The organism is Embleya sp. NPDC056575, assembly GCF_042793325.1.
Lineage (GTDB): Bacteria > Actinomycetota > Actinomycetes > Streptomycetales > Streptomycetaceae > Embleya.
In genome coordinates this window covers 1-24242 of sequence record NZ_JBHTVA010000045.1, presented here as the reverse complement: position 1 = coordinate 24242, position 24242 = coordinate 1, and the positions used below count along the sequence as shown (strand labels likewise).

At 70.2% G+C, this 24242-nt stretch carries 20 protein-coding genes and 1 tRNA gene; 11 read left to right on the top strand and 10 right to left on the bottom strand.

Going from position 1 to position 24242, the window contains the following annotated elements; all coding sequences use genetic code 11:
• Positions 1 to 5: 5 nt before the first annotated feature.
• Positions 6 to 1805 (bottom strand): DUF262 domain-containing protein, encoded by a 1800-nt coding sequence (locus ACFRCG_RS30860; protein ID WP_380037481.1) that lies wholly within the window; start codon positions 1803 to 1805, stop codon positions 6 to 8.
• A 138-nt stretch (positions 1806 to 1943) separates the two neighbouring features.
• Between ACFRCG_RS30860 and brxD the strand changes: the two genes are divergently transcribed.
• The 4 genes from brxD to ACFRCG_RS30840 all read left to right on the top strand — a co-directional run bounded on the left by brxD (position 1944) and on the right by ACFRCG_RS30840 (position 7227).
• Complete coding sequence (brxD, locus tag ACFRCG_RS30855; RefSeq protein ID WP_380037479.1) at positions 1944 to 3293, top strand: BREX system ATP-binding protein BrxD; 1350 nt, start codon at positions 1944 to 1946, stop codon at positions 3291 to 3293.
• Positions 3290 to 5425 (top strand): DEAD/DEAH box helicase, encoded by a 2136-nt coding sequence (locus ACFRCG_RS30850; protein ID WP_380037477.1) that lies wholly within the window; start codon positions 3290 to 3292, stop codon positions 5423 to 5425. The genes brxD and ACFRCG_RS30850 overlap by 4 nt, the downstream gene beginning before the upstream one ends.
• Positions 5426 to 5831: 406 nt before the next feature.
• Positions 5832 to 6752: a hypothetical protein gene (locus tag ACFRCG_RS30845; RefSeq protein ID WP_380037475.1), complete on the top strand. Its 921-nt coding sequence runs from the start codon at positions 5832 to 5834 to the stop codon at positions 6750 to 6752.
• Positions 6753 to 6768: 16 nt separating this feature from the next.
• Complete coding sequence (locus ACFRCG_RS30840; RefSeq protein ID WP_380037473.1) at positions 6769 to 7227, top strand: hypothetical protein; 459 nt, start codon at positions 6769 to 6771, stop codon at positions 7225 to 7227.
• A gap of 78 nt (positions 7228 to 7305) precedes the next feature.
• Here the strand turns inward: ACFRCG_RS30840 and ACFRCG_RS30835 are convergent.
• The 8 genes from ACFRCG_RS30835 to ACFRCG_RS30800 form a co-directional block, all read right to left on the bottom strand.
• Positions 7306 to 7379, bottom strand: a tRNA-Ala gene (locus ACFRCG_RS30835).
• 49 nt (positions 7380 to 7428) lie between these two features.
• On the bottom strand, positions 7429 to 8673 hold the full coding sequence (locus ACFRCG_RS30830; protein WP_380037471.1) for a hypothetical protein: 1245 nt from the start codon (positions 8671 to 8673) through the stop codon (positions 7429 to 7431).
• A gap of 287 nt (positions 8674 to 8960) precedes the next feature.
• A complete protein-coding gene (locus ACFRCG_RS30825; protein WP_380009184.1) occupies positions 8961 to 9590 on the bottom strand; it encodes a GNAT family N-acetyltransferase in 630 nt (209 codons plus the stop codon).
• Positions 9575 to 10249: a molybdenum cofactor biosynthesis protein B gene (locus tag ACFRCG_RS30820; protein WP_380037469.1), complete on the bottom strand. Its 675-nt coding sequence runs from the start codon at positions 10247 to 10249 to the stop codon at positions 9575 to 9577. The genes ACFRCG_RS30825 and ACFRCG_RS30820 overlap by 16 nt, the downstream gene beginning before the upstream one ends.
• 8 nt (positions 10250 to 10257) lie before the next feature.
• Positions 10258 to 10725 carry a cyclic pyranopterin monophosphate synthase MoaC gene (gene moaC / locus ACFRCG_RS30815; protein ID WP_235618915.1) on the bottom strand — a complete coding sequence of 156 codons (468 nt, stop codon included), beginning with the start codon at positions 10723 to 10725 and terminating at the stop codon, positions 10258 to 10260.
• 241 nt (positions 10726 to 10966) lie between these two features.
• Positions 10967 to 12187: a gephyrin-like molybdotransferase Glp gene (gene glp / locus ACFRCG_RS30810; protein ID WP_380037467.1), complete on the bottom strand. Its 1221-nt coding sequence runs from the start codon at positions 12185 to 12187 to the stop codon at positions 10967 to 10969.
• Positions 12184 to 13110 carry a UTP--glucose-1-phosphate uridylyltransferase gene (locus ACFRCG_RS30805; RefSeq protein ID WP_380037465.1) on the bottom strand — a complete coding sequence of 309 codons (927 nt, stop codon included), beginning with the start codon at positions 13108 to 13110 and terminating at the stop codon, positions 12184 to 12186. The genes glp and ACFRCG_RS30805 overlap by 4 nt, the downstream gene beginning before the upstream one ends.
• 9 nt (positions 13111 to 13119) lie before the next feature.
• Positions 13120 to 13863 carry a GGDEF domain-containing protein gene (locus ACFRCG_RS30800; protein ID WP_380037463.1) on the bottom strand — a complete coding sequence of 248 codons (744 nt, stop codon included), beginning with the start codon at positions 13861 to 13863 and terminating at the stop codon, positions 13120 to 13122.
• 91 nt (positions 13864 to 13954) lie between these two features.
• On the opposite strand from ACFRCG_RS30800, the gene ACFRCG_RS30795 reads away from it, so the two are divergent.
• The gene (locus tag ACFRCG_RS30795; RefSeq protein WP_380037461.1) at positions 13955 to 14542 is read left to right on the top strand and encodes a 5-formyltetrahydrofolate cyclo-ligase; all 588 of its coding nucleotides are present in this window, start codon (positions 13955 to 13957) and stop codon (positions 14540 to 14542) included.
• Between the two features lie 18 nt (positions 14543 to 14560).
• Here ACFRCG_RS30795 and ACFRCG_RS30790 read toward each other — a convergent pair whose 3' ends face one another.
• Positions 14561 to 17872, bottom strand: coding sequence for a penicillin acylase family protein (locus ACFRCG_RS30790; protein ID WP_380037458.1), 3312 nt, complete (start codon positions 17870 to 17872; stop codon positions 14561 to 14563).
• A gap of 239 nt (positions 17873 to 18111) precedes the next feature.
• Between ACFRCG_RS30790 and ACFRCG_RS30785 the strand changes: the two genes are divergently transcribed.
• From ACFRCG_RS30785 to ACFRCG_RS30760, 6 genes are all read left to right on the top strand, one after another.
• Positions 18112 to 19671 (top strand): potassium/proton antiporter, encoded by a 1560-nt coding sequence (locus tag ACFRCG_RS30785; protein WP_380037456.1) that lies wholly within the window; start codon positions 18112 to 18114, stop codon positions 19669 to 19671.
• A 321-nt stretch (positions 19672 to 19992) separates the two neighbouring features.
• Positions 19993 to 21264: an MFS transporter gene (locus tag ACFRCG_RS30780; RefSeq protein WP_380037454.1), complete on the top strand. Its 1272-nt coding sequence runs from the start codon at positions 19993 to 19995 to the stop codon at positions 21262 to 21264.
• A 46-nt stretch (positions 21265 to 21310) separates the two neighbouring features.
• Entirely contained in the window at positions 21311 to 21658 is a 348-nt protein-coding gene (locus tag ACFRCG_RS30775; RefSeq protein WP_380037452.1) for an FmdB family zinc ribbon protein, read from the top strand.
• A 3-nt stretch (positions 21659 to 21661) separates the two neighbouring features.
• Positions 21662 to 22501: an S-methyl-5'-thioadenosine phosphorylase gene (locus ACFRCG_RS30770; RefSeq protein ID WP_380037450.1), complete on the top strand. Its 840-nt coding sequence runs from the start codon at positions 21662 to 21664 to the stop codon at positions 22499 to 22501.
• Between the two features lie 319 nt (positions 22502 to 22820).
• A complete protein-coding gene (locus ACFRCG_RS30765) occupies positions 22821 to 23528 on the top strand; it encodes an SAF domain-containing protein (protein ID WP_380037448.1) in 708 nt (235 codons plus the stop codon).
• A 187-nt stretch (positions 23529 to 23715) separates the two neighbouring features.
• The gene (locus ACFRCG_RS30760; protein ID WP_380037446.1) at positions 23716 to 24198 is read left to right on the top strand and encodes an MscL family protein; all 483 of its coding nucleotides are present in this window, start codon (positions 23716 to 23718) and stop codon (positions 24196 to 24198) included.
• Positions 24199 to 24242: the final 44 nt, after the last annotated feature.

Below are 24242 nucleotides of genomic sequence, written 5' to 3'. Positions count from 1 at the left end.
ACGCATCACCGGTCCGATACATCTCGGAAGACGGTGCGCTTGCCCATCGCGGCATGCACCAGGCCCAGCAGTTGCTTGGACCGGTCCGTGTAGAAGGCATCGAAGTCGCCCTCGTGCAGCGCGATCGGATCGACCAGGTGGGTGGCCACAACGTCATCGAACCATTCCGGCCGGATCCCGGACTCGGCCGCGAGCGCCTTGAGGTATCCCGACGGCGAACCGCTCATGCTGCGGCCGGCACGGTAGGACATCGGTGTCTTGTTCACAATCGAATTGGCGCGGGCATCACCCGAGTGGTTCTTGGTGAACCAGTTCCGGGGGAAGATCTGGCGAACGTCGACCTGGTGCTGGACGAGCAGGCCGGGCGTGAGCGGCCCTTCGTTGTAGTACCAGTCCACCGCACCCTGCTTGATCAAGAGCGCGTAGATCCCCTTGTACGCCGCGCTGTTGCGGGTGGTCAGCGTATCGAGGCGCTCGGCTAGGAAGGCCGCCTCCGTAACGGTGTCCGGCACTTCGCCCGCGCCTTCGGCCCAGCCGATGAGCTGCTCGACGTCACGGGGAAACCGACTCTCCGTCGAGCCGCCGTACATCTCACCGAGCACACCGCACCAGTACCAGCGGGAGATCCGGTCGTCGTACCCGATCTCCTCGGTGCGATCGCCGAGGATTGCCCGCACTGCCGCAAGGGGGACCAGTTGCGTACGGTAGGGCAGATCGGCCGAACGAACGATGCACTGGCGTTCCAGGAATGCACCGACCCATGCGAACGCTTCGGCGACCTTGGGCGACAACCGCTGGAAGTCGGCCAGCGGCAGATCCAGGAGATCGCGGCGCTTGCACGATACCGCCGTACGACCACCTTCCTGCTTGCGCTCCCAGGTCAACACCAACGCGATTGCCTGAAGGAAGTCGCTGCTGCTGAAACCGTCCTCGACGCCTGCGTCCGGGTTCCCGAAGACCGGGTACGAGGTGGTCAACTGCTTCTTGATGTCCCGCCACACACTGGGCAGGCGATAGTAGTCGTCGTGCTTCTGCTCGTACGGGAGATCACCGGCGTAGGTGGCGGTCAGCAGTTCGAACACGGTCAGCGGCACACCACCGGTGTTCACCCGCTCGAAAACCGAGCAGACCGCGTCCTTGGTCGTGGCCGCAGCGAGTCGAATCATCGGAATCTGAAACGACTGGATCTTGCTCAGCACACTCTGCTCGAACTGCGCCCACAGGTCCCAGTTGGCTTGCTCCAGGCGCACGAAAGTCTGCTGCCACTTGCTGCGCTCGGCATATTCGAACACCAGTCGCAAAGGGAAATAGCCTGCTTGGCACTCGAGTTCCCGGGTGCTCAGATCCAGCACATGGCGGGCGAAATCCGAGCGCAGGACCTTGTTTTCGGGCACGGATACGATCGCCTCGTCCCGGTCCGCGGACGGTCCGACCGCCTTGGCGATGTCGACGTAGTACCAGAGCTTGACGTTCTTCTTGCGGGCATCGACGGTGCGGACCGGCTCCTGCGAATGCAGGGCTTGGAACAGGGAGGTGAGACGCTGCTGACCGTCGAGCAGCAGCAGGTCCGGGCTTCGCCCCTCCGCCGATTCGGAACCGACCAGGGGAACAGCACGAAAAGGTGACTTTCCGCCCGTCTCGAGGGTCATGACGACCCCCAGGGGATAGTCGAGCGTGACCGTCGCGATCAGTTCGCGGATCCGCTGGTCGTCCCACTTCCATTCGCGTTGAAAGTCGGGGAGTTGCAGAACCCCCGAAGCAACATCGTCCAACACCTGACTCAGATTCGGGCTGTCGATGGCCACAGCCTGCTCCCCCACCCTGACGTTCAGTACGTGTGTCCGTCGATTTGACCCATATCCGGTTCGGGCGTCAAGCCGATGGGCGGATTGCACCACGATCCGTGACCTACCCGCTCGCGGGGCGAATGGGAGACTGCTCGAGTGACAGCACGCCTTCCTGCCAAGCCGGGTTCCGCCGTCAGCGTGGCCCGCCGACGCGATGTCATCGACGCTCTGCGGCGCGGCGCCGTACCGGAACGGGGCCTGGATCTGCTGGCCACGGGACTCGGGCGCTTCGAGACGGCGCTCGACGCCGAGCTCGATGCGGTCGTCGCCGGGTCTTCGGTGTTCAAGGCCGTGCGGGGTGAATACGGCTCGGGCAAGACGTTCTTCGGCCGCTGGCTGGGCGAACGCGCCCGGCGGCGCAATTTCGCCGTGGCCGAGATCCAGATCTCCGAGACCGAGACGCCGCTGCACAGACTCGAGACCGTCTATCGGCGCCTCACCGAACGGTTGACCACGTCGAGTTTCCCGGCAAGCGCCCTGCGGCCCGTCGTCGATGCCTGGTTCTACGCGCTGGAGGAAGATGCCCTGGCCGCAGGGGCGGGCGAAGATGAACTCCCGGACGCGGTAGAGACGTTGCTCACCCGGCGGCTGAGTGAGGTCTCCCTCCACGCCCCATCCTTCGCCACCGCGCTACGCGGATATCGCACCGCACTGGAGGCCGGTGACGAGGCAACGGCCGCCGCCGTGTTGGCCTGGCTCGGTGGGCAGCCCCACGTGGCGGCGGCTGCGCGTCGCGCCGCAGGTGTGCGCGGCGATCTGGACCACTTCGGTGCACTCGGCTTCCTTCAAGGGCTCCTGACCGTCCTGCGGGACTCCGGACACGCCGGGCTGTTCGTCGTGCTCGACGAAGTCGAGACACTGCAACGCGTACGCTCCGACGCGCGCGACAAGGCGCTCAACGCGCTCCGGCAGTTGATCGACGAGGTCCACTCGGGACGGTTCCCCGGGCTCTATCTGGTCATCACGGGGACACCCGCCTTCTACGACGGCACCCAGGGCGTACAACGGCTGGCGCCGCTCGCACAACGACTCGCCACCGATTTCACCACCGACCCGCGCTTCGACAATCCGCGGGCCGTGCAGGTGCGGTTGCCGGGCTTCACTCTCGACTCGTTGATCGGCCTCGGAGGCACCATCCGCGATCTTTTCGAAGCCGGTGCGGACCACCCGGAACGGATCCGAAGGGTCGCCGACGACGCCTACGTCGCCGATCTGGCCCGGGCGGTCAGCGGTGCGTTGGGCGGGAAAGTGGGCGTCGCGCCGAGGCTGTTTCTGAAGAAACTCGTCGGTGATGTCCTGGATCGCATCGACCAGTTCGAGGAGTTCGATCCGCGCCGGCACTACCGACTCACCGTGTCGGACAACGAGCTCACCCGAACCGAGCGAAACCTGGCAACCGACCTCGGCACCGGATCCGCCGACGACATCGACCTGGACCTGGAGTGACCTCACGACAGGCCGAGCCGGGTGATCCACTGGATCGACTCGATCCGGTCGTCCTCCACCACATCGTGAACACTCTGGGCTGGCCCGATCTTCGCCCGTTCCAGAAGTCCGCCATCGATCCACTGATGGACGGTGCGGACGCCGTCCTCCTCGCACCGACTGCGGGCGGCAAGACCGAGGCAGCCTGTTTCCCGATCCTGTCCGCCATGGCACGGCGACTTTGGCGGGGTACCTCGGTGCTCTACCTGTGTCCCCTCAAGGCTCTATTGAACAACCTCGTCACCCGCGTGGATGGCTACGCCCAGTGGCTAGGCCGACGCGCGGCACTGTGGCATGGGGACACTGCGGAATCACGCCGCAGGCGCATCCGCACCGATCCGCCGGAGATCCTGCTCACCACTCCCGAATCGCTGGAGGCAATGCTGATCGGGGTGAAGACCGACCACGCCAACCTGCTCGGCAACGTGCGAACAGTGATCGTCGACGAGGTGCACTCGTTCGCGGGCGACGACCGCGGCTGGCACCTGCTCGCCGTGCTCGAACGCCTCGAACGAATCACCGGGCACCCGATTCAGCGCGTGGGGTTGTCGGCGACCGTGGGCAATCCCGAGGGCCTCCTGACCTGGCTCCAAGGCGCCGGTGCCGGCAAGCGAGTCGGACGGGTGGTCGCACCGCCGCCGGACGCAACCTCGGCTTTCGGCAGCCCTCCGCCGGGAGTAGTCGAACTCGACTACGTCGCGTCTTTGGACAATGCCGCCAAGCTGATCGCATCGTTGCATCTCGGCGAGAAGCGGCTGGTCTTTTGCGACTCCCGTCGGCAGGTGGAGGAACTGGGCGCTTCGCTACGTGCCCGCGGAGTAACGACCTACCTCTCGCACGCCTCACTCGCCGCCGACGAACGAGCCCGCTCGGAACAGGCATTCGCCGAGGCGCGGGACTGCGTCATCGTCTCGACATCGACCCTCGAATTGGGTATCGACGTAGGTGACCTGGACCGAGTGATCCAGATCGACGCCCCGAGTACCGTCGCATCGTTTCTCCAGCGCATCGGCCGCACCGGAAGACGTGTGGGTACTGCCCGCAATTGCTTGTTCCTGGCCACCCACGAGGACACTCTGCTCCAGGCAGCCGCACTACTGGTGTTGTGGAGCCGCGGGTGGGTGGAGAAGGTGACGGCACCGCCTGAGCCCCGCCATCTGGTGGCGCAGCAACTCCTCGCCCTGGCGCTGCAACAGCACACGCTGGGCGATCATCTGTGGTCGGCGGAGTGGAACGGCTTGGTGCCCTTCGACCGGTCGGCGGACCCGATCCTGCGTCATCTGATCGACGAAGGGTTTCTGAACATCGACGGAGGGCTCCTGTTCGTCGGCCCCGAGGCCGAGAGGCGCTTCGGGCACCGGCATTTCATGGACCTGACCGCGTCCTTCACCGCACCGCCACAGTTCACGGTCCTGTCCGGCCGCACCGAAATCGGTCGAACCGATCCCTCTGTCCTCATCGAGGAACGACCGGGGCCTCGCCGCCTCTTGTTGGCCGGGCGCAGTTGGCAGGTCACGTTCATCGACTGGGGACGCAAGCGGGTCTTCGTCGAACCCGCCGACAGCGGTGGCATCGCCAAATGGGCGAGTGGCGGCATCGCCGGACTGTCCTTCGAACTGACTCGGGCCATGCGGGAGGTACTCCTCGGGGTCGACCCGCCGGTTTCCCTCACGCGGCGCGCAGAGGCGTGCCTGCGGGGGTGGCGGGAGAACCAGGCCCCGGACGTCGTGCATCCAGCCGGCACGCTGCTGTCGCGCACGGGCAAAGACGTGCGCTGGTGGACCTGGGCCGGCTACCGCGCGAACGCAACCTTGGCGAGCACCCTTGCCTCGATCGCGGACCCGGTGCAACGCCCGACCGACTGCTGGGTGCGACTGCGCGAGGACTTGACGCCCCAGATGTGGCGGGCAGCCTCCGCCGGCGCCCGCAAGTCCCTGGTACTGCCGGATGTGGACCGACGTGCGGTCAAGGGGCTGAAGTTCTCGGCCGCTCTTCCCGAACGCCTCGCGGTCGCCACGGTCGCCGCACGTTTGGCCGACTTCGAGGGAGCGCTCGCAATGCTCTCCGAGCCTGTCCGCCTTCAGGTGAACTGAGATCTTCCCGCGCCCGTTGCAACGAGGTGTGGAGCCCGGGCTTCACATAGAGTTCTCGCCCACCAAGACGTCTGCGCAGCCCACCCACGCGGGCATGCGGGTAGGCCGACTCCGATAGGAGTGCACGAAGTTGGATCTTCCACCCAGTGATGTCGCGGCGACGTTCGAGCACTTTGCGCATCTCCAACTCTTGGAGAGAAGGTTGATCGAGCGGCACCCGGAAGTGACGCATCGCGTGTACCGGTCGGAAGACAGACCTCTCCGTCTCTGCATCAGGCTCGACGGGCGTCACTCTGCTGTGCTGACTCGCTTGACCCTGGGTTCTTCCAGAGCATGGGTTGTTTCGGATCCCCGTTGCGGTGCGAGCGCCGGAGTCTGGCCGCTCGGAACACCCGACGAAGTCTTGGTGGACGCACTCCATGCCTGCGCCCACAGCGTCCTGGAGGACACCCCGGTTCGTAGCCCCTGGCGATGGAATCAGGCAGAACCGTCCGACATCGTGCGGCTTGCCGACCTACTGACGGAACACGGGCTCGAGGTCCGACGGGTCGTCGCAGCAAATCGATGGCACATCGCCGGGCCGGATGGCAACGAACGCTTCGACAGTGCCCACCGTCTTCCAGGCGTGCATCTGGAGCTTGCCCACCCCCGGGGCACCGTGCGCATCTCGCACAAGCCGCACCTCGGCTGGATGATCGATGTTGTGCTCGATACACCGAAGCAGGCGTGGAACCGCGTCGATCTCGGCTGTCACCTCATGGGCAAATCCTGGCCGTTCCCCGGATCGATCGACCATGAGGTCTCTGTGGAGGATGTGGTCGAGATCATGAGCGACGTCGACGGCAACGGCTGGAAAACCTACGATTTCCTCAGCGGCTCGTCGATATCGCTTGCCCGCCAGGAATCCCTGTTTCAAGCACATCTCGACGACGCGGATCTCGCGCCTGTGGATCCCGACCCCGAGCACGCCTTGTTGCCGGCCGCCGCCCTGGGGCAGCTGCGTTCCATGGGCTTTGCCGGCCGCTGGGAGCCATGGGACCGAGCATCCCAGAACCTGACCGGTGTACACATCGAGTGGTGGAACCGGTCGAGGGACCTGCGCCTCGGAGATGTCCAGCGCCTCAACGGAATCGCCGCAGCCGAAAACAAGAAGCTCTTGGTACTCACCCGCAACGGAATGACCCTCCCTGCCGCCGCCTTCGCCGACAAGGCACAGACGTTCGGGTTTCGGATCGATCCTCGACACCTGACCCTCGAGCCTCTCACCCAATGGGCGACAGAAGCGATGTTGCCGTCCTTGCAGAAGCCGGAGGTTGCGGCGACCTGACAGGATTCGACCCTCAATGAAGCCCCTGCGTTCGAACGGGAAGATGACCATCGACCCGGAAATATTCGATAGGAGCGACAGGCAAACGATGCAGACCGACGCAGAGCGCCACTTCCATCGTGACGTGACCGAAGGTTTCACCGCCCTCGGCCGCAAAGGTGACTACCGAGCAAAAAGATTCATGACAATGGTGAGCAGGTTGGGTGCGGTCGAAACGGCCCGACAGTTACTCGGTGCGGCTGGGGGCACTTCGGAGGGCTTCACCGCGCTGTGGGAACTCCAGCGACTGGACATAAGCGTGGAGGCGTGGAGTTTGCTCCCCTGGTATCGAAGCCTCTTCGACGAGGAGCACCTGGATGCGGCCAGGCAGCGCCTTGCCGACCACGAGTTCGACGTGGACAGGTTCCTTCGCACTGCCGAGCAGAGTCCACCTGCATGGACACTGGGGGGTCCTGAGCCGTCGAACAGACCGTAGAGGACCGGGCCAGCCACCGACACAGAGCGCACGTGCACCGAAAGCCCCGCCGGAGTTCGGCGGGGCTTTCGTGATGTGTGGACCTGTGGGGATTTGAACCCCAGACCCCCTCGATGCGAACGAGGTGCGCTACCAGACTGCGCCACAGGCCCAACGAGGAGAAACATTACCACCTCCCCGAGCCTGCTCGTGCACGGGTATTCACTCGTTGCCGGCTCGGCGCCACTCGTGTTCGTAGAGCGGAAGGGAGTCGACGGAGGCGCCGTAGCCGGTGCGGGTGTCCTCGGCGTATTGGTCGAACAACGGGGTGGGCGGGCGCAGTGCCTCGGCCGGTTGCGGGTCCGGGACGGCGTGGATCTGCGGGCGCTCCGGTTCCTGTTCGGTGTCGCCGCGCGGGACGACCGGGGCCGTCACGTAGGTGGGCAGCGGGACGGGGACCGGGTCCCACGCGTCCCGGTCGGGGCCGTCACCGGTGGCGAGTTCGGCGATCCACTCGGCCAGCGCGGGCTCCTCCGCCGCACGTTCGCGTCGACCCCGGGCCGAGCCGGCCGGGCCGGCGGCGCCGCCCGCTCCCGCGGGGCCGGACGCACCCGGCGCACCGGAGCCCGAACGCGGGGTACGGACCTGCCGGCCCTCGCCACCCGTCGGCGGCGCCGCGGGCCGGGGATCCGCCGTCGCGCCGTCGGCGGCCTCACGCGTCCGGGCTGCCCGGACCCGCGCCTCGTTCGCCGCGCCGGCGTCGGCCGGCGCGCCCGGCTTGCCCGCCGGTCGGCCCAGTCGGCGCAGCCCCGCCTCGTAGCGGCGGCGCTCCTGGACCCGCAGATGCACGATGTACGCCGACAACAACACGCCGGGCACGGCGGGCAGCCACACCCAGGCGAGGCCGGCCACGCCGGCCAGGATCGCGCCGGCGGTGAAGCCGGCGAACAGGCTCGCGATCACCCGGCGGCGACGGGTGAGCAGCGCGGCGCGCCCCTCGTCCCGACGCACCGGCACGGCGGGGCGCTTGCCCGTACCGCCGGCCTTGCCGTTGGCCGCGGCGGCGGACCCGACACCCGGCCCGGCCGCCTGCTGCGGCACCGACGACTGGCCACCCGAGGGCCGGCCACCCGAGGACTGCCCGCCGGAAGCCTGCACCGAAGCCTGCGCACTCGAAGCCTGCGCCCCGGCACCCGGTCCCGCGCCCGCCGTCCCCGACGGCCGCCGCCCGCGCCCGGACTCGCCGGCGGCGCGACGCTCGGCGCCCTCCGTACCGCTCTTTTCGGCCAGCGCCCGCGCCGAACGCCGCTCGAAGGCGCCGCGCCGGGACAGGATCCGGATCGCGGTGGTGAAACGCTCGGTCGGCCGGGCCTCGTTCAGCTCGTCCTGTCGGCGAAGCCACATGGGCACCAGATAGGCAGCCCAGGCCCCCACGATCGCTGCGTAGATCAGGCCGCTGCCGTTCACGCTTCACACGCTAAGCCGGATGGGCACCGCATCGTCGGATTAGGCACGGTGTGTCGTGCGATCCGTTCTGATGCCCATGTGACGGATGTGACTACCGGGGCCATCGAGGCGACCGGATCGTTCGGGGTCGCCGAGACCCCCGAGGCCGACCGGGCAGCCGTGCCCCCGGAGGCTCCGGGGTCTGCCGAGGTGACACCGCTCATATCTCCGGGAGAGTAGCGAAATCGCGAGATCGATGTGTCGATATGGCGGGATCGACATCGAAGAGATTCCGAAGGCGGCGGCGACTACCAGGTGAACCCCCGGCTCTCCCGATAGGCGCGCCACCGCATCAACAGCCCCTCCGGGACCTCCTCGGCGTTCAGCGCGTAGGCCAGGTGGTCCCGCCAGTCGCCGTCGATGTGCAGGTAGCGCGGGCGCAGGCCCTCCTCGCGGAATCCCAGCTTGTCCACCACCCGCCGACTGGCCCGGTTCTCCGGCCGGATGCACACCTCCAGGCGATGCACCCCGAGCCGGAAGAAGCAGTGGTCGGAGACCAGCGCGACGGCGGTCGGCATCACGCCGAGCCCGGCGACGCGCTCGTCGACCCAGTAGCCGACGTGCGCCGAGCACATCGATCCCCACGTGATCCCGGCGACGGTGACCTGGCCGACCAACTGCCCGTCGTACAGCACCACGAACGGCAACATCCGCCCCGCGCCGGCCTCGGCCCGCAGGAAGCGGACCATCTGCCGAAAGGTCGGCCGCCGCCCGGCCGCCGACCCCGGCGGCACGGTCGCCTCCCAGCGGCGCAGCCACTCGCGATTGCGGGTGTGCACCTCCTGCCAGGCGGCCGCGTCCCGGGCCCGGATCGGCCGCAGCGTCACCCGGCCCTCGGCGAGTTCCACGGGCCAGCCGCGGGTCAGCGCGTGCCCCATGGCGGCTGCTGCGCCCCTCCGTAGCCCCCGCCGCCCTGGTAGCCGCCCCCGCCGCCGCCACCCTGGTAGCCGCCGCCCGCGCCGTAGCCGCCCTGGTATCCGCCGCCGGGCGGAGCCTGCTGCGGCCCGCCGCCGAACCCGCCACCACCGCCTCCGCCGCCGAAACCGCCGCCGCGCGCGTGGTCGCCGCCCTGGAGTTGGGACACCACGTGCGGCAACACCTTCGCCAGCACCGTGATCCCGTCCTGCGCGCCGCCCGGCGAGCCGGGCAGGTTGACGATCAGGCTGCGGTAGGTCCAGTGCGAGTCCTGGGTGATCGCGACGCCGGCGATGCCGCGCGACAGGATCGAGGTCGGCACCTTGTCGAAGTTCTCCATCCGGATCGCCTCGGCGATGCCCGGCACCTCGAAGCTGATCACCCGACTGGTCATCTGCGGGGTCTGGTCGAACGGGTTGAGCCCGGTCCCCCCGGTGGTGATGATCACGTCGTAGTGACCCGCGCACGCGTCGCGCAGCGCCTGGGCGACCGGCTCGCCGTCCGGCACGATCTGCGGCCCGCGCGTCTCGAAGCCCATCTGTTGCAGCCCGCGCACGATCACCGGGCCGCTCTCGTCCTGGTAGGTCCCGGCCGCCGCGCGCGTGGACACGGTGATCACCATGGCTCGCATCAGACTTGCCCTCCGTCCCGTTGTGTGGCCCCTGCCCCCGGGTCCCGCTGCCAGTCCCCGGAGACTCCGCCCGTCTTCGCCTCGACCCGTACGTCGGTGATCACCGCGCCCGGGTCCACCGCCTTGACCATGTCCACCACCGTCAGCGCCGCCACGGAGACCGCCGTCAGCGCCTCCATCTCGACACCGGTGCGGTCGGCGGTGCGCACGGTCGCGGTGATCGCCACCGCGTCGTCGTGCACCGACAGATCCACCGCGACGCCGTGCAGCGCGATCGGGTGGCACAGCGGTACCAGGTCGGGGGTGCGCTTGGCCGCCATGATGCCCGCGATCCGGGCGGTGGCCAGCGCGTCACCCTTGGGTACGCCCTCGCCGCGCAGGAGTTCGACCACCCGCGGCGACACGAGCACCCGGCCCGACGCGGTGCCCGTGCGGACCGAGACGTCCTTGGCCGTGACGTCCACCATGCGGGCCGCGCCGGCCTCGTCGAGGTGCGTGAGCTTCCTGGCGCCGCGCGTCAACTGTCCACCCCATACGGTGAGCCCCCCGTTGCGGTGGGCGTCGAAGTGCCGTCCGTGTCCGACTTCCGTGTGCGTCGAACCGGCGTTTCATGTCGGGGCAACGTTAGAGGCACAACCGGGCGCCCCGCATGCACGGGCCCGCCCGGATCAAGATCGCGGCGCCCGGGCCCGGGCGCCGCCGCCCCGCTCAGCCGAGCAGCATCACGGACACCTCGGCGCCCTCGGCCACCGCGGTGACCTCTGCGGGAAGGCTGATCAGCGCGTTCGCCCGGGCGAGGCTGCCGAGCAGGTGGGAGCCGGTGCCGCCGACCGGATCGACGGTGCCCTCACCCACGCCGTCGACCGGCGGGGTGTACCGGGCGCGCAGGAACCGGCGCTTGCCGCCGGGTGAGGTCAGCGCCGTCGAACAGGTCGCCCGCACGGTCGGGCGCTCGGTGACCGCGGCCCCCTGCATCCGCAGCAGCGCCGGCCGAACGAACACCTCGAAGGACACGAAGGCGCTGACCGGATTGCCCGGGAGGGTGAAGATCGGCGTCTCGTCGGGGCCGATCACCCCGAAGCCCTGCGGCATCCCCGGCTGCATCGCGACCTTGCCGAACTCGACCGTGCCCAGCTCGGACAACACTTCCTTGACCACGTCGTAGGCGCCCGCGCTGACCCCGCCGGTGGTGACCACCAGGTCCGCGCGGATCAGCTGGTCCTCGATCGTGTCGATCAGCACCTTGGGGTCGTCGGGCACGTTGCCGACGCGGTACGCGATCGCGCCGGCCTCGCGCGCGGCGGCGGTGAGCATGTAGCTGTTCGAGTCGCGGATCTGCCCGGGGCCGATCGGCCGGCCGGGCTGGATCAGCTCGCTGCCGGTGGACAGGATCACCACGCGCGGCCTGGGCCGGACCCGGATCCGCTCCCGGCCGATCGCGGCGAGCAGGCCGACCTGGGCGGAGCCGATCGTGGTCCCGGCGTCCAGCACGGTCTGCCCCGCCGACACGTCGTCGCCCCGCCGCCGGATGAACTGCCCGCTCGACGGCGCCTTCGTGATCCGCACGGTCGGCAACCCCGCGTCGGTCCACTCCACCGGCACGATCGCCTCGGTGCCCTCCGGCACCGGCGCACCGGTCATGATCCGCGCGCACGTGCCCGATCCGAGCGCGACCTTCGGGGTGTCGCCGGCGGCGATGTCGTCCACCACCTCGAGCACCACCGGGTACTGCTCGCCCGCGTCCGCGACATCGGCCAGCCGCACCGCGTAGCCGTCCATCGACGAGTTGTCGAACGGCGGCAGGTCGCCGGTGGCGGCCACCTCGTCGACCAGGAGACTGCCGTGCGCGTCGAGCAGTTGCAGTTCGAGGGGGGCGAGCGGGGCGATCCGTTCGAGGATCCCGCTCAGATGGTCCTCGACGCTTTTCATCCGTGCATCTCCTCGTTCACGTACTGCCTCAACCAGGCCCGGAATTCGGGCCCCAGGTCTTCACGCTCGCATGCCAGCTTCACGATGGCACGCAGATAGTCGGCCCGGTCCCCCGTGTCGTAGCGGCGCCCTTCGAACAGCACGCCGTGCACGGTGCCGCCCTCGTTCGGCCCGCGCTTCGCGAGCACCCGCAGGGCGTCGGTCAACTGGATCTCGCCGCCCCGACCGGGCGGGGTGTGCTCCAGCACGTCGAACACCGCCGGGTCCAGCAGATAGCGGCCGATCACCGCGTAGTTGCTCGGCGCGGTCCCGGTCTCCGGCTTCTCCACCAGGTCGGTCACCCGCACCACGCCGGGCTCGGAGACGCCCTCGGGCAGGGGTTCCACCGCCGCACAGCCGTACAGATGCACCTGCGCCGGGTCGACCTCGATCAACGCCACGACGCTGCCGCCGAGTTCGCCGCGCACCCGAAGCATCGTGGCGAGCAGCGGATCGCGCGGGTCGATCAGGTCGTCGCCCAGCAGCACCGCGAACGGCTCGTCGCCCACGTGCGGCCGGGCGCAGGACACCGCGTGCCCGAGACCGCGCGGGTCGCCCTGGCGCACGTAGTGGATCGCGGCCAACTCGCTCGACTCGCGGACCAGCTTGAGCCGGTCCACGTCCCCCTTGGCGGCCAGCGCGTGTTCGAGTTCGTAGGCCCGGTCGAAGTGGTCCTCCAGGGCGCGCTTGTTGCGCCCGGTGATCATCAGTACGTCGGTGAGCCCGGCCGCGACGGCCTCCTCGACCACGTACTGGATGGCCGGCGTGTCCACGACCGGCAACATCTCCTTGGGCGTGGCCTTGGTCGCCGGCAGGAACCGGGTACCGAGGCCGGCGGCGGGCACGACCGCCTTGGTGAGCCGGAACGCATGACGCGCAGACATGCCCGCACACTAACGGGTGAGGTCGCCGGGGGTGCCATGAAGCCCGGCGATTGGCCGGTTGTCGGCCGCCGGCCCGGTCTCGGCCGGGTCCGGGCCGCAGAACCGGTCGCCGCCCGCCCGCTTGGCCCGGGCCAGCGCGCGGTCGGCGGCGCGCAGCAGGGTCGTGGCGTGGGTGCCGTCCTCGGGCAGCACGGCGGTGCCGATCGCCATGGTCAGCGGGACCGGGTCGGTCGCCGCGCCGAACGTGCCCCGGCGTACGGCGTAGCACAGTCGCTCCGCCACCTTGGCCGCCCCGGCCGCGTCGGTCTCGGGCAGCAGGATCACGAACTCCTCGCCTCCGTACCGGGCGATGGTGTCCACCTGGCGGATCTCCAGGGCCAGCCGCTGGGCCACCTCGCGCAACACCGCGCCCGCGCCCTGGTGGCCGTGCCGCTCGTTGACCGCGCGGAAGTGGTCGAGGTCGAGCATGAGCAGCCCCAGCGGCCGACCGAACCGGGTCGCCCGCATCACCTCGCGGTCCAGCACGAGTTGCAGATAGCGGTAGTTCCACACGCCGGTCAGCGGATCGGTGACCGACAGCCGCTCCAATTCGGCCCGGTTCAGCTCCAATCGGGTGACCTCGTGCCGCAGTTCGGGCAGTTCGTTGCCGGCGATCGCGCGCAACCGGCGTACGGCGACCGCCAGCGAGCCGACCGCGACCGCGAGCGCGCCGACGAGCAGGATGATCAGGAGGCGTTCGAAAGTCAGGCTCATGCGGGATCCGGGTCCGGTGCGATGGCGCGAACTGTGTCGATTGCGCGGACTCCTTCGGTAACCCGTCCAAACACGTCATTCAGGGAACAGCATGAAGGACATCCTCAACGACAAGGCCACACTGAGGTCACAGTTGATGAACTCACGGTCACACGCCGGGTCGGACCGGCGTGTCGCGGCGAGTCGCGCGCTCCGGGGCGCGCTCCTCGCGCTCCCCGAGATCGCCGCCGCGGGCACCGTCGCGGCGTATGTGCCGGTGGGCTCCGAGCCGGGCGGGCGGGATCTGGCCGAGGACCTGGCCGCCGGGGCGACCCGGCGTGTGCTGCTGCCGGTGCTGCTGGCCGACAACGACCTGGACTGGGCGCTGTACGAGGGGCCGGCGTCGCTGGTGCCGGCCGGTCGCGGGCTGCGCGAGCCGATCGGGCCGCGGCTCGGCCCGGAGGCGGTGCGCACCGCCGACGTGCTGGTGGTGCCCGGGCTCGCGGTGGATCGCCGGGGGATGCGGCTGGGGCGCGGCGGCGGCTCCTACGACCGGGCGCTGGCCCGGGTGCCGGAGGCGGCGGTCACCGTGGTGCTGCTCTACGACGACGAGGTGCTCGACCGGGTGCCGGCCGAGCCGCACGACGTGCCCGTGGACATCGCGGTGACGCCCGCGGCGGTGTACCGGTTCACCCGGTAGCACCGCCGCGGGCGCCCCTCACGGCTTGCCCGGCGCCGCCGGACCGGCCGGGAGCAGGGTCAGCCGGTGCTTGGCCGCCTTGTCCACCGCCGCCGGCGTGAACGCCCACGGCAGCGTCTTGCCCTTGCGCCACAGGTCGGTCTGATCGGTGTAGTTGTCGTGCCACACATGCCCGGAGGCGCCGGTCAGGTTGATCCACCGGGACGCGTCCAGGTCGGACATGTCCACCACCATCCGCATCGACGGCACGGTGGTCACCTCGTAGCCCTGCGCGGCGTTCCAGCCGGTGGCGTTGACCAGCCCCTCGCCGCCGGACATCGGGTACGGCCCCCGGTTGAGCATCCACTTGACCACGCCCGGGCCCTCGGTACCCAGGGTCTGGTTGCGCAGGGTCAGCGTGTGCAGCCGGCCCCACGACCAGGTGTCCATGTTCTTGCCGAGCCGGGCGGTGAGGTCCTTCTTCGCCTCGGTCATCGCCTTGTGCAGCAGCCCGTCACGGGTGGTGATCGCGCCCGGGTTCTTGGAGATGTTCCACCACGGGCTCTCCGGGGTGGCCAGCAGTGTGCGTACGACCTCGTTCCACCGGTCGCCGCCGTCGGGCTGCGCGGTCGAGTCGTCCCGGTCACCGCACTGCACGTGCGTGTTGTCCGCGTTGCTGGCGCAGTCGTTGTCGGCCCGGACCGAGAACGGCATCTTGTCGCCGAACGCGAGCATCAGCACCTGACGCCACACCGCGTTGAAGTACGCCGCGGCCGTGGAGTCGGCGTCGTTGCGCTTGTTCCAGTCCTTGAGCAGGTCCTGCGCCTCGCGCACCCACGGGTCGTCGATCCGCACCGCGAGCAGGGCCGGGACCAGGAACTGCGCGACCGGGTTGACGTCGTCGACCTGCATCTTCTGCATCATCGCCGGATCGATCTTGTCCGGCGCCTTGGTGATCATCTCCTCGATCCGCGCGCTGCGGGCGCCGTACCCCCAGTCGGAGGTCAGCAGGTACGGGTACGCCGGCGAGGTCACCGCGTTGTTCGCGGTGACGATGTAACCCTCTTGCGGGTCGTACACGTTCGGCAACGACTCGAACGGGATGGTGCCCAGCCAGTCGTACTTCGAGTCCCACCCGTACACCGGCCACCGGCCGTCGCCGCTGCGGCGCAGCGGGATCTTGCCGGGCGCCTGGTAGCCGATGTGGCCCTCGACGTCGGCGTAGATGGCGTTCTGCGACGGCGCGTCGAAGTTCTTCAGCGCGGCGCGGAAGTCGTTCCAGTTCTGCGCCCGGTCCAGTTGGAAGAGCGCGTCCATCGAGCTGCCCGGGTCGAGCGCGGTCCAGCGCAGGGCGACCGCGTAGCCGTCCTCGCGCTGGGGGCTCAGGTCGGGGATCGGCGCGTCCTTGCCGACGTCCTTCAGGTCGTCGGACTCGTCGGAGGCGTCGGTCAGGATCGGTCCGTGCCGGGTGGTGCGCACGGTGATCCGGCGATCGGCGCCGCCGGCGACCTTGATGGTCTCCTGGCGCACCTCCTTGAACGGCTCCCACTTGGAGTCGTAGAGCACGCCGTCGCCCTGGACCTTCTCCAGGTACAGGTCGGTCACGTCGGCGCCGAGGTTGGTGAAGCCCCAGGAGATCTTCTGGTTGTGGCCGATGATCACGCCGGGCATGCCGGAGAACGTGTAGCCGGAGACGTCGTACTGGCACTGCGGTCCGACCGCGCGGCAGTGCAGCCCCATCTGGTACCAGACCGACGGCAGCGACGGCGACAGGTGCGGGTCGTTGGCGAGCAGCGGCTTGCCGGTGGTGGTGCGACTGCCGGCCACCACCCACGAGTTGGAGCCGACGCCCGACGATTTCTCGCTGAACAGCGAGGGCAGCTTGGACAACGACTCGGAGAGGTTGGCCAGCGCGGACTGCGCGTTCTTGGACGGCGCCGGCGGCGGCGCGTCCTGGGCGAAGCGCTCGGTCCTGCCGTCCTTGACGATGTCGCCGTTGCGCACGATCGGCTTGTTCGTGTCGTACGGGTACGGCGGGTACAGCTCGTCGATCTGGTTGACCGTCAGCTTGTCGGACAGCAGCGCGCGGTCGATCTCGTCCTGCATGTTGGTCCGCAGGTCCCACGCCATCGCCTTGAGCCAGGCGACCGAGTCGACGGGGGTCCACGGCTCGGCCTTGTAGCCGTCGTGCACGAGGCCGAGCAGCGCGTATTCGAACGACGCGTCGGCGCCCTTGTGATCCTTCAGATAGGCGTTGACCCCGTCGGCGTAGGCCTGGAGGAACTTCTGCGACTCCGGGGCCAGTGCCGCGTATTCCTGCTCGGCCACCTTGCGCCAGCCGAGCGTGCGCAGGAACTTGTCGTTGTCCACCTGCCCGGAACCGAACATCTCGGACAACCGGCCCGCGGTCATGTGCCGGCGTACGTCCATCTCCCAGAACCGGTCCTGGGCGTGTACGTAGCCCTGCCCCCGGAACAGGTCCTCGGAGGTGTCGGCGTACACCTGCGGGATGCCCTGGGCGTCGCGGACCACGTCCACCTTGCCGGTCAGCCCCGCGATCCGCACGGTGCCACTGGTCTGCGGGTACGAGTCGCGGGACAACTGCCAGCCCCACCAGCCGAGTCCGCCGGCCGCGATGGCGAGCACCACGACGAAGACGATGGCGGTCAGCCGGAACCGGCGCCACGCCTTGGACGGCCCCTTGGGGGTGTTCGATCGTTCCTTGACCTTGCCGGTGTCGCCGGCGGCGGGCCCGGCGGCCTCGGCCGGGGCACCGGGCGCGGCGGCCTCGGGCGCGGGCTCGGCGGTGGGGCCGGTCACGGCGGAGGGTGCGGGTGAGGGTGCCGGGATCGGTGCCGGTACCGGCGCGGGGGCGGGCCCGGGCGGCGGTGGCTCGGCGGCGCGCGGCGCGGGCGGTACGGGCGCCGCGGCGGGCGGCGGGACCGACCCCGCGGCCGGCTCCGCGTACGGCTCCCCGTATGGCTCCTGGGGCGGGTGGGGCTGCCCGAGGGCGGGCGACTCCGGTGGGGCGTACGGCTCTTGCCCGGCGTGGGGCTCCCGCGCCGGGTACGGGTCCTGCCGCGGCGCGTACGGCTCCTGCGGGACGGGCTGGACGTAGGGCTCTTGCTCTGGCTCTTGCGGGGCGTACGGTTCGGGTTCGTCGTACGGCTCGGGCGCGGCCCGGCGCTCACGCTCCGCGCGTTCTTCCGCGCGCCGCTGGGCCGCGACCGGATCCGCCGCGGCCCACTGCGATGTGGGCCACTCGCCCGTGGGCCAGTCGTCCCACCCGGAGGATGAGGCGTCCTGGCCACCGGGGGGCTGCTCCGGGTCGGGCGTCTTCGAGGGAGGCATCAAGGTCCTTATGCGGTCGGTGCGGCAAGGGACACCTTAAAAGCCGAGTGTCGTCGACAGCACAGCCACCGGTACGAGACGGGACCCCTGTGGGGTATGGATCCTTCGCTTTGGTAAAATATTTGCCAGGCGTAGGTAATTGATCGCCGGTTCGCCGGCGCGGCAGGCCCCCCCGTCCCAAGGCCCGCTGATTCTCTGCGCATTCGCGACGCCGGCTTCGCCCGTCGTCGTCTGCCTTCATGTTCAAGCACTCCGTGCGGCCGCCTGGGGGGTGGCCGGACCGACGACCGCCGGAGGTGACGCACGTGTCCGTGCCCGAGCTCAACCAGGTCCTGCTCCTGGGTGCCCTCGTCATGCTGTCCGCCGTGATAGCGGTCCGGCTGGCGACCCGCACCGGGCTGCCGAGCCTGCTGCTCTACCTCGGACTCGGGATGGTGATCGGGGCCGACGGCCTCGGCATAGGTTTCGACAACGCCGAACTGACCCAGACGCTCGGCTACGCCGCGCTGATAGTGATCCTCGCGGAGGGCGGGATCGCCACCAGTTGGAAGGAGATCAGGCCGTCGGTGCCGGCCGCGGCGGTGTTGTCCACCGTCGGGGTCGGGGTGAGCGTCGCGATCACCGCGTTGGCCACCAGGATCGTGCTCGACGTGGACTGGTCGACCGCGATCCTGATGGGCGCGATCGTGTCCTCCACGGACGCCGCCGCGGTCTTCTCGGTGTTGCGCAAGTTGCCGCTGCCGCACCGGTTGACCGGGTTGCTGGAGGCCGAATCCGGGTTCAACGACGCGCCGGTGGTGATCCTGGTGGTCACGTTCGCCCACACGGGCCACATCGAACCCTGGTACAGGATCCTCGGCGAGATCGGCCTGGAGCTGACGATAGGCGCGGCGGTCGGCCTCGCGGTCGGCCGGCTCGGCGCGTTCGGCCTGCGCCACGTCGCGCTGCCGGCCTCGGGCCTGTATCCGATCGCGGTGATGGCGCTGTGCGTGCTGGCCTACTCCGGCGGCGCGTTGGCGCACGGCAGCGGGTTCCTCGCGGTCTACCTGACCGCGCTGGTCCTGGGCAACTCGCAACTCCCGCACGGCCCGGCCACGCGCGGCTTCGCCGAGGGGCTCGGCTGGATCGCCCAGATCGGGCTGTTCGTCCTGCTCGGACTGCTGGTCACCCCGCACGAGTTGGGCAGCGCGGTGGTCCCGGCGCTGGTGATCGGCACCATCCTGCTGCTGGTCGCCCGACCGCTGTCGGTGATCGTGACCACGTCGCCGTTCCGCATACCGTGGCGCGAGCAGCTGATCCTGTCCTGGGCGGGACTGCGCGGGGCGGTGCCCATCGTGCTGGCGACCATCCCGATCGTGAAGGACATCCCCGACGCCCAGCGGCTGTTCAACATCACCTTCGTGCTGGTCGTCGTGTTCACCCTGGTCCAGGGGCCGACGCTGCCGTGGATAGCGCGCAAGGCCGGTTTCGCGGGCGCCGACGAGCCGACCGACCTCGGCGTGGAGTCCGCGCCGCTGGAGAAGCTGCACGGCCACCTGCTGTCGGTGAACGTGCCGACGGGTTCGCGGATGCACGGCGTGGAGGTCGGCGAGTTGCGCCTGCCGCGCGGGGCCGCGGTCACCCTGATCGTGCGCGAGGACGGGAGCTTCGTGCCCGAGCCGACCACCGTGCTGCGGCGCGGCGACGACCTGCTCGTGGTGACCACCGACACGGTGCGCGACCAGACGGAGGACCGACTGCGCGCGGTCAGCCGGGGCGGCAAGCTCGCCGGCTGGTTCGGGGTCAAGGGCGACACCTGAGGCGCACCGCCTCGCCGTCGGTCCGGACCGGGTGCGCCTGGGATACAATCGTATGGTTGATCGTCGGCGGGGCGCCCCAGGGTGCCCCGGACACCGATCCCACTGCACACACCGACTCTGCCTGACGCAGGGCTGGCGTCGTGACCGCACGGCGGCCGAGGCACAACGCTTCGGTATCTACCCCGGTGGACGCTTTCGAGGACAGCTCTCGGCGCACCGGGGTTTCCCCTGTGCGTCACCAGGTGGCAGGAAGCGACAACCCGCGATGCCCACGATGCCCACGCATCGGACCGCCGCACGCGCCCGCCGGGGGCGGTGCGCATGATCTCCACGTACTCCACGCTGCTGCGGACCCCCTCCGCCTGGCGATTCCTGGCTCCCGCGCTGATCGCGCGGCTGCCCTACGCGATGCTCGGACTGGGCATCGTGCTGCTGGTCAAACACACCACGGGCTCGTACGGCACGGCGGGCGCTGTCTCCGCCGCGGCCGCCGTGGCGCTGGCCTTCGTCGGCCCGCAGACGGGCCGGCTCGCCGACCGCTTCGGCCAGGCCGCGGTGGTCGTGCCCGGCGCGCTGCTGCACGGCGCGGCGGTGTCCGCGCTGATCGTGGCCGCGCTCGCCGAGGCGCCGCTGTGGCTGCTGTTCACGACCGCGGTGCTCTCCGGCGCGACGGTGCCGCAGATCGGCTCGATGGTGCGGGCCCGCTGGGCGGCGCACCTGGAGCGGTCGCCGCTGCTGCCGACCGCGTTCGCGTTCGAGTCGGTGACCGACGAGTTCACCTTCGTGGTCGGCCCGGTGGTGGCCACCTTCCTGGCCACCGGCGTACACCCGGCGGCGGGCCTGGTGGTCGAGGCCGCGCTGACCGTGCTCGGGTCGTTGTTGTTCGCGGCACAACGCGGCACCGCGCCCCGGCGGGTGGTCCGCACGGCCGGTGACACGCCGCACACCTCCGCGCTGCGGATCGGCGGGGTACGCCTGCTCGTGGTCGCGTTCGTCTGCATCGGCGGGGTCTTCGGCACCGTGCAGGTCTCGGTCACCGCGTTCGCCGAGGAGGCGGGCCGGCCCGGCCTGGCGGGCGCGCTGTACGCGGTCTTCGCGGGCGGCAGCCTGGTCGCCGGAGCCGTCTACGGCGCGATCGCCTGGCGACGGGCCGCGCACCGCCGGATGGTGGTGATGTTCGCGCTGCTCGCGCTCGGCACCGCGCCGCTGTGGGCCATCCCGTCGGTGGGAATCATGGTGCCCGTCGCGTTGCTGTGTGGACTGGCGATCGCACCGACGCTGATCACCGGCTTCACCCTCGTCGACACGCTGGTCCCGGCCGCGGCCAAGACCGAGGCGTTCACCTGGTTGACCGGGGCGATCGGGCTCGGCCTCGCGCTCGGCTCGACGTTCTCCGGGATGCTCACCGACGCGCGCGGCTCGGGCGCCGGCTTCGCGCTCACCCTGGCCTCGGCCGGCATCGGCTTCCTGGTGGTGCTGGCCGGGCAACGGCTGCTGAAGCCGAAGGCCGATGTGACACCCATTACACCGACGACCACCACCGTGGTGGACGGAACTCCGGTGGATGCTGCACCATTGGCACTCGACAGGTGAGAGTGCCAGTACCCAGCTGACCTGTCTGTCGAAGGAGGACCAGACCGTGCCGACGTACCAGTACCAGTGCACCGCCTGTGGCGAGGGCCTCGAGGCCGTCCAGAAGTTCACGGACGACGCGCTGACCGTGTGCCCCGCCTGCCAGGGCAGGCTGCGCAAGGTCTTCTCGGCGGTGGGCGTCGTGTTCAAGGGCTCCGGCTTCTACCGGACCGACAGCCGCGGCTCGAGCACGTCGTCGACGCCGGCGACCGCCGCGTCGTCCGGCTCGTCCTCGACGGGTTCGTCCTCCTCGTCCTCCTCGGAGGGCTCCTCGTCTTCGTCGTCCTCGACGTCGACGTCCTCGACGTCGTCGTCCTCGTCCGGCTCGTCCGGTACGACGTCGACGGCGGCCTGAGCGATGGCGACCGGCGTGTTGCCGGCGGGGGTGGCCCCGGCCGAGATCGGTGTGATCGGCGGTTCCGGGTTCTACGCGTTCCTGGACGACGTGGTCGAGGTGCGGGTGGACACGCCGTACGGCGCGCCCAGCGACGCGCTCTTTTTGGGCGAGGTGGCCGGCCGTCGGGTCGCGTTCCTGCCCCGGCACGGCCGCGACCACTCGATCCCGCCGCACCGGATCAACTACCGCGCCAACCTGTGGGCGCTGCGGGCCGTCGGGGTCACGCAGGTGCTCGCGCCGTGCGCGACGGGCGGTCTGCGGGCCGAACTGGGTCCGGGCACGCTGGTGATCCCCGATCAGCTGATCGACCGCACCTCCGGCCGCACCCAGACGTTCTTCGACGGGCTGCCGCTCGCCGACGGCAGCGTGCCGCCGGTCGTGCACACCACGTTCGCCGACCCGTACTGCGCCGACGGGCGCGCGGTGGCCATCGCGGGCGCCCGCGCCTCGGGATGGGAGCCGCTGGACGGCGGCACGCTCGTGGTGATCGAGGGGCCGCGCTTCTCCACTCGGGCCGAATCCAAGTGGTACGCGGCCCAGGGCTGGTCGATCGTCGGCATGACCGGGCACCCCGAGGCGGTGCTCGCGCGCGAACTGGGACTCTGCTGCACGGCCATCGCGCTGGTCACCGACCTCGACGCGGGTGTCGAGGCGGGCGAGGGGGTCACCCACGCCGAGGTGATGAAGGTCTTCGCGGCCAACGTCGACCGGCTGCGCACGCTGCTGTTCGACGTGGTGGCGGCGTTGCCGAAGACTCGTACGTGCGGCTGTGGCACCGCGGAGGTCGAGCGGCCGGCGTAGCCGGTTCGCCGGTCGGTGAGTGTCGTGCGGTCGGCCTGTCCGGCCGTGTGTGATGTGTTCGAAGGCCGTCTCCCGATCGGGGGGCGGCCTTCGTGCTGTTCGGGGGCGGTCGCCCGGTGGGGGGAGTCGTGTCGCTCACGTGGGTGAATTCGTTGTCCACAGGGGGGCGGTGATCCACAGGCGTCCGGGCGGGTCGGTGCGGGCGGGTCGGCGGGCGGCACGGTGGGGGTGCGGCCCGGCCCTCGTTTTCCCGCCCCGGTTCCGACGGGGGTCGGGCCGCATCGTCCCTACCGTGTGCGCCGCGCGCGTTGGAGGTGTGATGTCCGCTTCGGGATCGTTCGGATCGCCGTCCGGTCCGTCGTTGGGCCGGGCCGGTGGACCGGCCCTTCGCGGGTCGCCGGGGGTGCCCGCCCGGCCGCCGTGGCGCCGCGTGTTGGCCCGGCATCGGCGCGGGTTGGCCGCGTTGTCGGCGTCGGTCGCCGCGCTCGCGGTGATCGTGGCGGTCCGGCCGGCGCCCGCGCCCACCACGCCGATCCTGGTGGCCGCGCGGGACCTGCCCGCGGGCAGCACACCCGGGCCCGCCGACCTGGCCCTGGTGCGGATGCCGACGGCGTTGCGCCCCGAGGGGGTCCTGCGCGCGGTCCGGCAGGCGGAGGGGGGCGCGTTGACCGGTCCGCTGCGGCGCGGCGAGCCGGTGACCGACGTGCGGTTGGCCCGGCCCGGCGGCCCGGCCGACGCGGGTCCGGTCGCGCTGCCCGCGCGCTTCGCCGACGCCGACGCGGTGGCCGTACTGCGTCCCGGCGACCGGATCGACGTGCTGGCCGCGCCACCGCCCGAACACCCCGGCCCCGCACGGCCGATCGCCGCCGGCGCCGTGGTGGTGGCCAAGCCGCCCCCGACCGATTCCGGGTTCGGGGCGCCCGGGTCCGGAGCGCTCGTTATCCTCGAGGTTCCCCGCGCCGTGGCGAGCGAACTCGCGGGCGCGGCGACCGGCCCGGGACTCACGTACACCATCCGCAGGTTCTGAGCGGCGTTGTTGCGACGGATCGTGAATGACACCAGACTCGTGCGGGTTGTCCGGCTTCATCAGCTATTCCGCAATTACTACGATTATTACCGCTGTTGGTGGTGATCGTCGCTCGGAACGCCTGGTCGAGCCTCGACCGATCAAGATCGATGGGAATCAAGCAGTGGGCGGCTTCAAGAAGTTCCTCATGCGCGGAAACGTCGTCGACCTGGCCGTGGCCGTGGTCATCGGCGCCGCGTTCACGGCGGTCGTGAACGCGTTCGTGAAGGGGATGATCAACCCGGTCGTGGGTGCGCTGGGCACCAAGAACCTGGACAGCTACACGACCTGCATCAAGGGCCCGTGCGGCGTCGACGCGAAGGGCGAGACGACCGGCGTGCAGTTGTTGTGGGGGTCGGTGCTCGGCGCGGCACTGACGTTCGTGATCACCGCGGCGGTGGTCTACTTCCTGCTCGTGCTGCCGATGAACCACATGCTGGAGCGGCGCAAGCGGGCCCTCGGGCACGCGGGCGAGAAGGAATTGAGCGACGTCGAGATCCTGCGCGACATCCGCGACCTGCTCGCCGAACGGCTGGAGCCGCAGCAGGACTCCGGCCGCGCCGGCGGCACCGGCTCGTCGGGGACCTCGGGAGGCTCGGGGGCCTCGGGGGCCTCGCGTTCGGACGTCTGATCGGTCGAACGGCGGGCCCGCACCTTCGTGGGAAGGTGCGGGCC